Source organism: Burkholderia pyrrocinia (genome assembly GCF_003330765.1).
GTDB lineage: Bacteria > Pseudomonadota > Gammaproteobacteria > Burkholderiales > Burkholderiaceae > Burkholderia > Burkholderia pyrrocinia_B.
Genome location: NZ_CP024903.1, coordinates 599,328 through 612,543, shown reverse-complemented (window position 1 = coordinate 612,543; position 13,216 = coordinate 599,328). Strand labels below are relative to the sequence as shown.

Genomic DNA, 13,216 nt, shown 5'->3' with positions numbered 1-13,216 from the left:
CCCCTGCAGGAGATCACGAAATGGACTACCAACTCAGTGCCGACCAGCAGGCGATCGTCGATGCGGCGCAGAAAATCTGCGCGGATTTTCCGCTCGAATACTGGCGCAACAAGGACAAGAACCACGAATTCCCGCACGAGTTCTTCAACGCGGTCGCGAGCGGCGGATGGCTCGGCATCTGCATGCCGGAGGACGTGGGCGGTGCGAACCTGGGCGTGACGGAAGCAGCGCTGTTCATGCGCGCGGTGGCCGAATGCGGCGGCCAGGCGGCCGCGTCGACCATCCACATGAACATCTTCGGCTTGGCGCCGGTCGTGCATTTCGGCACGGAAGCGCAGAAGCAGGCATGGCTGCCGCCGTTCTCGCGCGGCGAGCACAAGGCGTGTTTCGCGGTCACCGAGCCGGATACCGGCCTCGACACCACGAAGCTCAAGGTCGTGGCGAAGAAGCAGCCCGACGGCAATTACCTGATCTCGGGCAAGAAGGTCTTCATCTCGACCGCGCAGGTTGCCGATCACATGCTGATCCTCGCGCGCACCACGCCGATCGAGCAGGTCAAGAAGCACAGCGAAGGGCTGAGCCTGTTCTACACGAAGCTCGACCGCAAGTATGTCGACATCCGCGAGATCGACAAGCTCGGCCGCGCGGCGGTCGACACCAACGAACTCTTCATCGACGATCTGCCGGTGTCGAAGGACGAGCTGATCGGCGAGGAAGGCAAGGGCCTGAGCTATATCTTCCACGGCATGAACGCCGAGCGCGTGCTGGTGGCCGTCGAGCAGGTCGGCATCGGCCGCGCGGTGCTCAACCTCGCGACGCAATACGCGAAGGAGCGCGTCGTGTTCGGCCGCCCGATCGGCCAGAACCAGGGCGTGCAGCATCCGCTGGCGCGCAACTGGGCGGAGCTGGAAGCCGCGAACCACATGATCTTCGCGGCGGCGGACCTGTACGACCGGGGGCTTCCGTGCGGGTCGGAGGCGAATGCGGCGAAGCTGCTGGCGTCCGAGGCGTGCATGAATGCGTGCCAGACCTCGATCCTCACGCACGGCGGCTTCGGCTACGCGAAGGAGTATCACGTCGAGCGGTTCATGCGCGAAGCGTGGATCGGCTACATTGCCCCTGTCACCCCGCAACTCATCCTGTCGAACATTGCAGAGCGCAAGCTCGGGTTGCCGAAATCGTACTGACCCCGGCAATCCGCCGACGTTTCCCGTGCGGGAAACGTCGGCCATCGAACAGGCATAAAGAACTGTCTGCGAGCCGTGCCCGGCGCATGCGGGCCGCGCACCGGCAGCACAGCAGTTTCAGGAGACAAGCATGTCAGCTGCAAGACCGTTGGAAGGTATCCGAGTGCTCGACCTGACCGTGGCCCTGGCCGGCCCCTACGGATCGCTGTTGCTGGGTGGCATGGGCGCCGAGGTCATTCGCGTCGAATCGCCCGGCGGAGGTGACATCGCGCGCAACAATCCCCCTTATGTCGGCAAGAACGGCGTCCACTTCGGCGTCAAGGGCGATGACGAGGTGTCGCTGACCGTCCTCAATCGCGCGCGCAACAAGAAAAGCATCACGCTCGACCTGAAGTCCGAACCGGGCAAGGCGCTGTTCATGGAGCTGGTCAAAGAGTCCGACGTCATCATCGAAAACGCCAGCGAGGGCGTCACGGCGCGCCTGGGCGTGGACTATGAGAGCGTGCGCGAGGTCAATCCGAAGATCGTCTATGCGTCGATCAAGGCGTTCGGCGAGCCGAGCCCGTACAAGAACCTGAAAGGCATGGACATCATCGTCCAGGCGCTGTCGGGAATCATGGACGTGACCGGTTTCGCCGACGGCCCGCCGACCCGCTCGGGCCTGCCGATCGCCGACCTGATCGCGCCGCTGTACGCCGTCAACGGCATCCTCGCCGCGCTGATTCATCGCGGCCGCACCGGCGTCGGCCAGTGCGTGCAGGTGTCGATGCTCGATTGCCTCGCGTCGCTGGTGGCAGAGGAGCATTTCGACGTGTTCCTCAAGCACGGCTACGCGAAGCGCTCGGGCAACTTCCAGGATCGCCTGGTGCCGTTCGGCGTCTACGGCACGCGCGACGGCTACGTGGCGATGGTGGCCTTTCAGCCCGACTGGTTCCAGAACCTGATGGAAGCCGTGGGCCGGCCCGAGATCGCCACGGATCCGCGCTACGCGACGCGCGGCCCGCGCATGAAGCATGCGGCCGAGATCAACGCGATCATCGAGGAATGGACCCGCCAGCACAGCACCGAGGAAGTCATCGCCGAACTGCAGGTCAAGCGCGGCGTGCCGGCCGCCGCCGTCCGCTCGCCGCTCGACGTGCTCAAGGATCCGGTGCTGCAGGCACGCGGTGCCGTGGTGAAACTGGAGCACCCGGGGCTGGCCGACGTCGACGCAATGGGCATGGGCCTGCCGATCAAGCTGTCGCAGACGCCTGTGCAGTTCGACCAGCCCGCGCAGGAGCTCGGCGCCGCCAACGACGAGATCTACCGGGGGCTGCTCAAGCTGCCCGAGGATCGCCTGCAACAACTGCGCGACCAGGGAGTGATCTGACCATGTCCGCTGCACCCTCCCGTCGCGGCCCGCTTGCGGGCATCCGGATCGTCGAGATCGCGGGCATCGGCCCCGGGCCGCTGGCCGCCATGTTCCTGGCCGATCTGGGCGCGACCGTCATCCGCGTGGACCGCAAGGAGCCTTCGGGGCTCGGTGCGCCGCGCCCCGTGGAATTCGATCTGGGCCTGCGCAATCGCAAGTCCGTCCGCGTCGACCTGAAAGATCCCGCCGCCGTCGAGATGGTGCTGGAACTGATGGCGCAGGCCGACGGGCTGATCGAGGGCTTTCGCCCCGGCGTGATGGAGCGCCTGGGCCTCGGCCCCGAACCGTGCCTGGCGCGCAACCCGCGCCTCGTCTATGGCCGCGTGACCGGATGGGGGCAGGACGGCCCGCTGTCGCAGGTGGCCGGACACGACCTGAACTACATTTCCGTCACCGGCGCGCTGCATGCGATGGGCCGCGCCGGGCAGGCTCCGACGCCGCCGCTCAACGTGCTCGGCGACTACGCGGGCGGCTCGCTGTACCTGGCCTTCGGGCTGCTCGCGGGCATCCTCGAAGCACGGGGTTCCGGCCAGGGCCAGGTGGTGGACGCCGCGATGGTGGACGGCGTGGCCTCCATCATGACGGTGACGATGGGCCTGCATGCGGCCGGCATGCTCGACAAGGCGCGCGGCACGAACCTGCTCGACACCGGCGCGCCGTTCTACGAGGTCTATGCGTGCGCCGACGGCAAGTACGTCAGCGTCGGCCCCATCGAGGGCAAGTTCTACCGGCTGCTGCTCGAACAGCTCGGGTTGCAGGACCATCCGCTGCTGCAGACGCAGATGGACCGCGCGCAATGGCCCGAAGCCAAGCAGATCCTGGCCGAAAAATTCCGGGAACGCACGCGCGACGAATGGGCGCAATTGCTCGGCCACCTCGATGTATGCGTGGCGCCCGTGCTCGACTTCGACGAAGCGCCGAGCCATCCGCACGTGAAGGCGCGCGGCACGTTCGTCGATCTGGACGGCGTGACGCATCCGGCGCCCGGCCCGCGCTTTTCGCGCACGCCCGCGGCACGGCCGGAGCCGCCCGCGGCACCGACGACCGACAACGCGATCGCCGCGCTGCAGGACTGGCTGCCCGACGCGCGCATCGACGCCTTGCGTGCGCAGGGCACGTTCATCTGACGCGGGCGCACATGACCGCCGATATCGTCGCGCGCCGCACGGCGGCCGCCAGCGCATTCGCCGGCGTGTGCCCCTCCACGGTTTTCTGCTCGCGACCCGCACGCCCCGAAGCGCACGGGCCGGGCAACAGGCAAGGACTCTACTGACATGACTTCGCACATTCCCGAACTCGCGGCGCTGGACCGGCTGACGAGTGGCCGCTCCACTTGCCGCGCCTACCAGCACAAGGCGCTGGACCTCGAATTGATCCGCGACATCGTCGGCATGGCGGGCCGCTCGGCTTCGTGGTGCAACGTACAGCCGTGGCAACTGGTCATCACCGAAACCCCGGAGAGCACGGAGCGCTTTCGCCAGGCGCTGATCCAGCGGGTCGACGAGCATCCGGAAAACGAATCGGACCTGCCCTTCCCGCCGAGCTACGACGGCATTTACCGCGAACGCCGGCGCGGCGCGGGCATTGCGCTGTACTCGGCACTGGGGATCGGCCCGAAGGATGCCGAGCGCAGCGCCGAGCAGGCATTCCGCAACTTCCGCATGTTCGACGCGCCGCACGTGGCGATCATCACGGTGCCCGCGGAACTGGGCCCGTATGCGCTCGTGGACGCGGGCGGTTTCGTCTCGTCGTTCCTGATCGCGGCCTATGCGCACGGCGTGGCCACCACCCCGCAGGGCGCGCTGGCCCGCCATGCCCGCTTCGTTCGCGAGTATTTCGGCATTCACGATACCCAGCACATGATCTGCGGCATCTCGTTCGGTTACGCGGAAGACGCGCACCCGGTCAACCGGTTCCGCACCACGCGTGCCGGCGTGGACGACCTGGTGCGCTTTGCCTGAGCACGATGCGAGCCGCACGGCCGCCGCCGTGCGCGCATCGCATCCCGGGACAAGGAGAATCGAGCATGGCCGCACGCATTCATGAGTTGCTGGATCGCTGGCTGTCCGAGGCGCCAGAACGCCCGTTCATCCATCTCCCCGACCGCAGCCTGAGCTACGCGGACATCGGCGCGCTGGCCGATGCGCTCGAACGCGAGTTGCATGCCGACGGTGTGCGCCCCGGCGACCGCGTGCTGGTAGTGGCCGAGAACTGCCCCGAACATGCGGCGCTGCTGATCGCATGCAGTCGCGTCGGCGCATGGTCGTGCGGCGTCAATGCGCGCATGGCGCCGGGCGAGGTCGATGCGTTCGCCGACAAGGCCGACGCGCGCGTGCTGTATTTCACGTCGGACGTGTCGGCTGCGGCCGGCGCGCATGCCGGGCGGCATGGCGCCCGACCGTCCTGCGTGAGCGGCCTGACGCGCAGCGCCGTGCGCGCGGCGGCACGGGTCGAACCCGAACCGCTGGCCAGCGACGTGGCGGCCATCATCTTCACGTCGGGCACCACGGGCGCTCCCAAGGGCGTGATGATGACCCATCGCGGCGTGCTGCATTTCGCGCGCGTGTCGGCCGAATCGCGCGCGCTGGGCCCCGACGACCGGGTCTACGCGTATGCGCCCATGACGCATATCTTCGGCCTGGGCACGGTGCTGCTGGCGTCGCTGCACGCCGGCGCGGCACTGGAAATGCGGCCCCAGTTCGAGCCGGCGGAACTGTTCGACGCGCTTGCGCACCGGCGCGTGAGCCAGGTACAGGGGCCGCCGATGCTGTTCTCCCGTTTGCTCCGGCATTGCGCGGAACACCACATCGTCCGCCCCGACGCGCCATGCCTGCGCTATCTCTACGCCGGCGCCGGGCCGCTCGACATGGCGCTCAAGCAGCGGGTCGAGGCGATGTTCGGCCAGACGCTGCATCACGGCTACGGTCTATCGGAATACGCGGGCTCGCTGCACGCGACCCGCCTCGGCGAAACACGCGGCGACAGCAGCGCGGGCTACGCGTTCCCGGGCGCCGAGTTGCGCATCGTCGATCCGGCCAGCGGCCGGACGCTGCCCGCCGGCGAGCGCGGTGAAATCTGGCTGCGCGGCACGGGCCTGATGCCCGGCTATTTTCGCGACCCGCAGGCCACGGCCGACGTGATGCGCGATGGCGACTGGTATGCATCGGGGGACCTGGGCGAACTGCACGACGACGGTGCGCTGTTTATCGTCGGGCGGCTCAAGGAGATGATCATCCGCTCCGGGTTCAACGTTTATCCGGGCGAAGTGGAACAGGCACTCAACCGCTTTCCGGGCATCCTGAATTCGGCCGTCGTCGGGCAAAAGGAAACGGACGGCAACGAGGCTGTCGTCGCGTTCGTCGAGCTCGATGCCGCTCGGCTGCTGGACGAAAGCGCATTGCGCCGGTATTTGCGCGAACAACTCGCCCCGTACAAGCACCCCGCGCGCATCATCCCCGTCGACAAGCTGCCGTTCAACAGCAACGGCAAGCTGATGCGGCGACAGTTGCTGGAGCGGCTCTAGCGCACGCGGTGCTGCGGCCGTTCACGCACGGCATCGGCAAGCGCGGCGAGCGCGACATCGACGGACCGTCGCGTCCGTTCACGCCAGTCACGGGTGCGGCGCGTTCCCCCTATTCGAAACAAGCCGCTTCTGGCAGCCAGCGCAAGCCCGTCATCAGCGTGAACAAGCCTTAGCCGAGCCAGCGCGCATCGGGCCAGTGGCCCTGTTCGAACGTGGTCTTCACGCAGTCAAGCAGCACGCCGACTACGCAGCGCACCGGCGCGGTGGCCTGCCGGCTGCTGGGCGCCGCCAGCACGATCGTGCGCCGGAGCCCCGGCGAGGCCAGCGGCGCCGCGCTCAGGGCGCCCTGCTCGACCTCCTGCGTCACGGCGACGGCAGGAAGGATCGTCCAGCCATGACCTTGCGCGACCAGTTCCTTCTGCACGCTCAGCGCATTGGTTTCCGCAAACACCCGCAATGTCACGTCCGCCTCGGCCGCGGCGTGCTCGATCGCCGCGCGCAGGCCCTGCGGGGCGGACGGCAGGATGAACGGCTCGTTCGCGACCCGCGACAGCGCGACCGGCCGCTTGCGCGACAGCCCGGCGGACGGCGCGGCCACGGCCCACAGGCTTTCCTCGATCAACGCCTTGACATGCAGCGCGGGGGTTTCCTTCTGCCCGTACAGCAGCGCGGCATCCACATCCCCGGCTTCGAGCCAGTCCTGCAGGTGCCCGGCATAGCCGATCGTGAGCCGCAGGCGGATGTGCGGGTAACGCCGGGCGACCTCGCCCGCCAGCCGCGTGGCCAGCAGATCCGACGTGCTGGCCAGCAGGCCGATGCTCACGATGCCGGCGACCGGCCCGTCGGTGGGCTGGATCTCGGCCTTGGCCCGCGCCACCTCGTTGAGGATGCGCCGCGCATATTCGAGCATGGTCTTGCCCGATGATGTGAGCTGCATCCCGTGACGGCTGCGGTCGAACAGCTCCGTCCCCATGTCCTCCTCGAGCAGGCGCAGCTGGCGCGACACCGCGGGCTGCACGAGATTCAACAGGCTGGAGGCGCGTGTGACGTTGCCGGTCTCGGCCACGGTGACGAAGGCGCGCAGTTGCTTGAGATCCATCGCAGAGTCCTCGATACCGAAAACTGATCCATCGATCAGAAAATTCTATTTTTTAACGGATCCATCAAAACTTATTATGGACCTAACCGATGCCAATGACGAGACAGGATCCATGAGCGCCTCCATTTTTTCCGCCCCTGACCAGTACCAGGAAATCCGCGATGCCGTGCGCGGCCTGTGCAGCCAGTTCCCGGCCGAATACCACCGCAAGATCGACGAGGAGCGCGGTTATCCCGAGGCCTTCGTCACCGCCCTCACCCAGGCCGGCTGGCTGGCCGCGCTGATTCCGCAGGAATACGACGGTCCCGGCCTGTCGATGGCCGAGGCGTCGGTCATCATGGAAGAGATCAACCGCTCCGGCGGTAATTCGGGCGCGTGCCACGGCCAGATGTACGTGATGAACACCATCGTGTTCAGCGGCACCGAAGCGCAGAAGCAGCGCTATCTGCCGCGCATCGCATCGGGCGAACTGCGCGTGCAGTCGATGGGCGTGACCGAGCCCACCACGGGCAGCGACACCACCAAGCTCAAGACCACCGCCGTGAAGAGGGACGGCCGCTGGGTCATCAACGGCCAGAAGGTGTGGATCTCGCGCGTCCAGCACAGCGACCTGCTGATCCTGCTCGCGCGCACCACGCCGCTGGACCAGGTGCAGAAGAAGAGCGACGGCCTGTCGTGCTTCATCGTCGAGCTGGACAAGGCGATCGGCAACGGCCTCACGGTGCGCCCCATCCTCAACATGGTCAACCACGAGACCAACGAGCTGTTCTTCGACAACCTGGAGCTGCCGGAAGACGCGCTGCTCGGCACCGAAGGCAAGGGGCTGAAGGTGATCTTCGACGGCCTGAACGCCGAGCGCACGCTGATCGCGGCCGAGTGCATCGGCGACGGCTACTGGTTCCTGGAAAAGGCGCGCGACTACGCGGTCGAGCGCAAGGTGTTCGGCCGCCCGATCGGGCAGAACCAGGGGATCCAGTTTCCGCTGGCCGAGTCGTTCATCGAGCTGGAAGCGGCGAACCTGATGCGCTGGCGCGCTTGCGAGAAGATCGACGCGCGTCAGAACGCGGGCGTCGAGGCCAACATGGCCAAGTACCTGGCCGCGAAGGCAAGCTGGGAAGCGGCGAACGCATGCCTGCAGACGCACGGCGGGTTCGGCTTTGCCTGCGAATACGACGTGGAGCGCAAGTTCCGCGAAACGCGCCTGTATCAGGTCGCGCCGATCTCCACCAACATGATTCTGGGGCACGTGGCCGAACACGTTCTGCAACTGCCCCGTTCCTACTGATTCCTGAAGGATTTTTTCATGAAGATTATCGTACCCGTCAAGCGCGTGGTCGATGCGAACGTGAAGGTCGGCGTGAAGTCCGATCGATCGGGCGTCGACATCGCGAACGTGAAGATGTCGATGAACCCGTTCGATGAAATTTCTGTTGAAGAAGCCGTGCGCCTGAAGGAAGCGGGCGTGGCGACCGAAGTGATCGCCGTGTCGGTTGGCGTCACGCAGGCGCAGGAAACGCTGCGCACGGCGCTGGCGATCGGCGCGGATCGCGCGATCCTCGTCGAGTCGAACGATAGCGTCGAGCCACTGGCCGTCGCGAAGATCCTGAAGGCGCTGGTCGACAAGGAACAGCCTTCGCTCGTGATCCTCGGCAAGCAGGCGATCGACGACGATTCGAACCAGACCGGCCAGATGCTGGCTGCGCTGGCCGGCCTGCCGCAAGCGACGTTCGCATCGAAGGTGACGGTCGCCGACGGCAAGGCCACGGTCGCGCGTGAAGTGGACGGCGGCGCGGAAACGCTGTCGCTGACGCTGCCGGCGGTGATTACGACCGACCTGCGCCTGAACGAGCCGCGCTACGTGACGCTGCCGAACATCATGAAGGCGAAGAAGAAGCCACTGGAAATCGTGAAGCCGGAAGACCTGGGCGTGGACGTCGCGCCGCGTCTGAAGACGCTGAAGGTGGTCGAGCCGCCGAAGCGCGCAGCCGGCGTGAAGGTGCCGGATGTGAAGACGCTGGTCGAGAAGCTGAAGACCGAAGCCAAGGTGCTGTAAGAGGGAGCGGAAAGAAATGACGATTCTGGTGATTGCAGAACACGACAACGCGTCGATCAAGGCCGCGACACTGAACACGGTGGCGGCGGCAGCGAAGATCGGCGGCGACATTCACGTGCTGGTCGCGGGTCACAACGCGCAAGCGGCGGCTGATGCGGCAGCGAAGATTGCAGGTGTTTCGAAGGTGCTGCTGGCCGATGCGCCGCAGCTCGAAGCAGGCCTCGCGGAAAACGTCGAGGCGACCGCGCTGAACATCGCGAAGGACTACTCGCACATCCTCGCGCCGGCGACGGCGTACGGCAAGAACATCGCGCCGCGCATCGCGGCGAAGCTGGATGTTGCGCAGATCTCGGACATCACGGCGGTGGACAGTGCCGACACGTTCGAGCGCCCGATCTACGCGGGCAACGCGATCGCGACGGTGCAGTCGAGCGACCCGATCAAGGTGATCACGGTGCGCGCGACGGGCTTCGATCCGGTGGCGGCCGTTGGCGGCAGCGCGGCGGTCGAGAAGATCGAAGCGGCAGCGGACGCAGGCAAGTCGCAGTTCGTGAGCCGTGAAGTGACGAAGCTGGACCGTCCGGAACTGACGTCGGCAAGCATCATCGTGTCGGGCGGCCGCGGTCTGGGCAGCGGCGAGAACTACACGAAGGTGCTGGAGCCGCTGGCCGACAAGCTGAACGCCGCACTCGGTGCGTCGCGCGCCGCAGTCGACGCGGGCTATGTGCCGAACGACTATCAGGTCGGCCAGACCGGGAAGATCGTCGCGCCGCAGCTGTATATCGCGGTCGGTATCTCGGGTGCGATCCAGCATCTGGCGGGCATGAAGGATTCGAAGGTGATCGTCGCGATCAACAAGGATCCGGAAGCGCCGATCTTCAGCGTGGCCGACTACGGCCTCGTCGGCGATCTGTTCGCGCTCGTACCGGAACTGGTCAACGAACTCTGACGGGCACGGCTGCAAGCGTGCTGCCACGCAAGCGCTTGCAGCCTGCCTGACGCTTCAATCATCGAGCGCGAGACGACATGATTCCCGAGAACCCCGAATCCTTCGATGCCTGGATCGGTCGCAGCGAAACACACGCGGACCGGATTACCCCCGCGCCCATTCGCCTCCTGCAGGCCACGCTGGACTACGCGGATACCGCCGCGCTGCCGGCAGCGCTGCCGCCGCTATGGCACTGGCTGTACTTCCTGCCCGGCGAGCGTCAGTCCAATATCGGCGTCGACGGTCACCCGCAACGCGGCGGCTTCCTGCCGCCGGTCACGCTGCCGCGCCGCATGTGGGCCGGCGGACGGCTGCAGTTCCTGCGGCCGCTCGCCGTGGATGCGCCCGTGCAACGCCGCTCCACGATCACGAATGTGCAGAGCAAGTCCGGCCGGAGCGGCCAACTGGTGTTCGTGACCGTGCTGCATGAAATCGGCGACGCCCAGGGCGTGGCCATCCGCGAAGAGCAGGACATCGTGTATCGCGACGCGACGCCGCCCGCCGTTGCCGGCGCACCGGCACCGGCCCGGCAGCCGGCACCGGCCGATGAACAGTATTCGCGCGTCGTCACGCCCGATCCGGTGCTGCTGATGCGCTTTTCCGCACTCACCTTCAACGGCCACCGAATCCACTACGACCGCCCCTACGCGATGCAGGAAGAAGGTTATCCGGGCCTGGTCGTGCATGGCCCGCTGATCGCGATGCTGCTGATGGAGGAACTGCGCCGCACGCACCCCGGCAAGACCATTCGCACCCTCGAGTTCAAGGCGGTCAGCCCGTTGTTCGACACCGCGCCGTTCACGGTGAACGGCAAGCTCGAAGGTCACACCGCCCACCTCTGGGCACGCGGCCCGCAAGGCCAACTGGCCATGCAGGCCAGCATCGAACTGGAATAGCGCCCCGACCATGCAAGCTCGAAAAGGCCCCCTGAGCGGGATGACCGTCATCACGCTCGAACACGCGATTGCCGCGCCCTTCTGCACACGCCAGCTCGCCGATCTCGGCGCGCGCGTCATCAAGATCGAACGCCCCGGCGTCGGCGATTTCGCGCGTGCTTACGATCACCGCACACGCGGCCTCGCGTCGCACTTCGTCTGGACCAACCGGTCGAAGGAAAGCCTCACGCTGGACCTGAAACAACCCGCCGCGCAGGACGTGCTCGGCGAACTCGTGGCCCAGGCCGACGTGCTGGTGCAGAACCTCGCACCCGGCGCGGCCGCGCGCATGGGCCTGTCGTTCGAGGCACTGCATGCCAAGTACCCGCGGCTGATCGTCTGCGACATCTCCGGCTACGGCGGCGACGGCCCCTACCGCGACAAGAAAGCCTACGATCTGCTGATCCAGAGCGAAGCGGCATTCCTGTCGATCACCGGCACGCCCGACGAACCCAGCAAGGCCGGCAATTCGATCGCCGACATCGCGGCCGGCATGTATGCGTACACGGGCATTCTCAGCGCGCTCCTGCAGCGCGGCCTCACCGGCGAAGGCTCGCACGTCGAAATATCGATGCTCGAAGCGCTCGGCGAGTGGATGGGCTTCCCGATGTATTACGCGTACGACGGCCAGCAACCGCCGAGCCGCAATGGCGCGGCGCACGCCACCATCTATCCGTACGGCCCGTTCACGGCGGGCGATGGCCGGGTGGTGATGCTGGGCCTGCAAAACGAACGCGAATGGAAGGTGTTCTGCGACGTCGTGCTGCTTGACCCGGCACTCGCCACCGACCCGCGCTTCGACGCCAACGTGCGCCGCTCCGAACATCGCGCCGAACTAAAGAGCGTGATCGAAGCCGCGTTTGCCGGCCTCACCGCGCAGGACGTGATTGCGCGCCTCGACGAAGCGCAAATCGCCAACGCCGCCGTCAACCAGGTGGGCGATCTCTGGACGCACCCTCAACTGCATGCGCGCGAACGGTTTCGCACGATCGATTCGCCCGCCGGCGAGCTGCAGGCGTTGCTGCCGCCCGCTACGGTCGACAGCTTCGAGGTCCGCATGGATCCGGTGCCCGCGCTCGGCGAGCACAGCACGGCCATCCTGAGCGAACTCGGGCGCACCGAAGCCGATATCGAACACTTGCGCGCCGCTGGCGCGATCTGAACCATGACCACGCCCCTCTCTCCCGTGCAACACGCGCGCAGCCTGCTGTTCGTGCCCGCCACCCGGCCCGAGCGCTTCGCCAAGGCGCTGGATTCGGGTGCCGACTGCATCATCGTCGACCTCGAGGACGCGGTCGGCGCGGACAGCAAGGACATCGCGCGCACGCAGCTCGCGCAGCACCTGCCGTACCTGACGTCCGGCCAGTTGTCGCGCACGGTCGTCCGCGTGAACGCCGTCGGCACACCGTGGCACGACGCGGACATCGCGCTGCTGCGCGACTGGACGAAGCAAGGCGTCGTCGTGATGCTGCCCAAGTCCGAAGACGCGAACGCGCTGCGCCGCGTCGCGGAACAGCTCGGCGACGCGGCCCGTGTCGTGGCACTGGTCGAATCGCTGGCCGGGCTCGATGCGGCCGACGCGCTGGCGCGCGACCCGCAGGTCGTGCGCGTCGCGTTCGGCCACCTCGACTTCCAGCTCGACCTCGGCATGCGCGCATCGCCCGAGGAACCCGAACTGGCCTTTGCGCGCAATGCGCTGGTGGCCGCCTCGCGCCGCGCGGGTCTCCCCGCGCCGATCGATGGCGTGACCACCCGCACCGACGACGCCGAGCGCCTCGCGGCCGATGCCCGTCGCGCACGCGCGTTCGGCTTCGGCGGCAAGCTGTGCATCCACCCGGCCCAGGTCGCAGGCGTGAACGCGGCCATGGGTTATTCGGATGACGAACAAGCGTGGGCGCAGCGCGTGATCGACGAAGCCGCGAAGCACGGCGGCACCGCCTTCAGCCTGGACGGCCGCATGGTCGATCTCCCGGTGATCCGCGCGGCCGAGGCGATTGTTGCCAGCATGCGGAAATAAGCG

12 protein-coding genes are annotated in these 13,216 nt (G+C 66.9%); 11 read left to right on the top strand and 1 reads right to left on the bottom strand.

Annotation, left to right across the window (positions count from 1 at the left end; translation table 11 throughout):
• Positions 1-20 precede the first annotated feature (20 nt).
• From CUJ89_RS20210 to CUJ89_RS20190, 5 genes are all read left to right on the top strand, one after another.
• Positions 21-1,187: an acyl-CoA dehydrogenase family protein gene (locus tag CUJ89_RS20210; protein ID WP_114179259.1), complete on the top strand. Its 1,167-nt coding sequence runs from the start codon at positions 21-23 to the stop codon at positions 1,185-1,187.
• A gap of 130 nt (positions 1,188-1,317) precedes the next feature.
• Positions 1,318-2,556 carry a CaiB/BaiF CoA transferase family protein gene (locus tag CUJ89_RS20205; RefSeq protein WP_114179258.1) on the top strand — a complete coding sequence of 413 codons (1,239 nt, stop codon included), beginning with the start codon at positions 1,318-1,320 and terminating at the stop codon, positions 2,554-2,556.
• A 2-nt stretch (positions 2,557-2,558) separates the two neighbouring features.
• Positions 2,559-3,725 carry a CaiB/BaiF CoA transferase family protein gene (locus tag CUJ89_RS20200; RefSeq protein ID WP_114179257.1) on the top strand — a complete coding sequence of 389 codons (1,167 nt, stop codon included), beginning with the start codon at positions 2,559-2,561 and terminating at the stop codon, positions 3,723-3,725.
• Positions 3,726-3,968: 243 nt separating this feature from the next.
• Entirely contained in the window at positions 3,969-4,559 is a 591-nt protein-coding gene (locus tag CUJ89_RS20195) for a nitroreductase family protein (protein WP_236655041.1), read from the top strand.
• A 65-nt stretch (positions 4,560-4,624) separates the two neighbouring features.
• Positions 4,625-6,121, top strand: a complete 1,497-nt coding sequence (locus CUJ89_RS20190; RefSeq protein ID WP_114179255.1) for a class I adenylate-forming enzyme family protein — start codon at positions 4,625-4,627, stop codon at positions 6,119-6,121.
• A gap of 169 nt (positions 6,122-6,290) precedes the next feature.
• Here CUJ89_RS20190 and CUJ89_RS20185 read toward each other — a convergent pair whose 3' ends face one another.
• Positions 6,291-7,220 (bottom strand): LysR family transcriptional regulator, encoded by a 930-nt coding sequence (locus CUJ89_RS20185; RefSeq protein ID WP_114179254.1) that lies wholly within the window; start codon positions 7,218-7,220, stop codon positions 6,291-6,293.
• 112 nt (positions 7,221-7,332) lie between these two features.
• On the opposite strand from CUJ89_RS20185, the gene CUJ89_RS20180 reads away from it, so the two are divergent.
• The 6 genes from CUJ89_RS20180 (at position 7,333) to CUJ89_RS20155 (ending at position 13,213) form a co-directional block, all read left to right on the top strand.
• A complete protein-coding gene (locus CUJ89_RS20180) occupies positions 7,333-8,505 on the top strand; it encodes an acyl-CoA dehydrogenase family protein (protein WP_114179253.1) in 1,173 nt (390 codons plus the stop codon).
• An 18-nt stretch (positions 8,506-8,523) separates the two neighbouring features.
• Positions 8,524-9,273, top strand: coding sequence for an electron transfer flavoprotein subunit beta/FixA family protein (locus CUJ89_RS20175; RefSeq protein WP_114179252.1), 750 nt, complete (start codon positions 8,524-8,526; stop codon positions 9,271-9,273).
• 16 nt (positions 9,274-9,289) lie between these two features.
• The gene (locus CUJ89_RS20170) at positions 9,290-10,222 is read left to right on the top strand and encodes an electron transfer flavoprotein subunit alpha/FixB family protein (protein WP_114179251.1); all 933 of its coding nucleotides are present in this window, start codon (positions 9,290-9,292) and stop codon (positions 10,220-10,222) included.
• 77 nt (positions 10,223-10,299) lie between these two features.
• Positions 10,300-11,157: an FAS1-like dehydratase domain-containing protein gene (locus CUJ89_RS20165; RefSeq protein ID WP_114179250.1), complete on the top strand. Its 858-nt coding sequence runs from the start codon at positions 10,300-10,302 to the stop codon at positions 11,155-11,157.
• A gap of 10 nt (positions 11,158-11,167) precedes the next feature.
• Positions 11,168-12,358, top strand: a complete 1,191-nt coding sequence (locus CUJ89_RS20160; RefSeq protein WP_114179249.1) for a CaiB/BaiF CoA transferase family protein — start codon at positions 11,168-11,170, stop codon at positions 12,356-12,358.
• Positions 12,359-12,361: 3 nt separating this feature from the next.
• Complete coding sequence (locus CUJ89_RS20155) at positions 12,362-13,213, top strand: HpcH/HpaI aldolase/citrate lyase family protein (RefSeq protein WP_114179248.1); 852 nt, start codon at positions 12,362-12,364, stop codon at positions 13,211-13,213.
• Positions 13,214-13,216 lie beyond the last annotated feature (3 nt).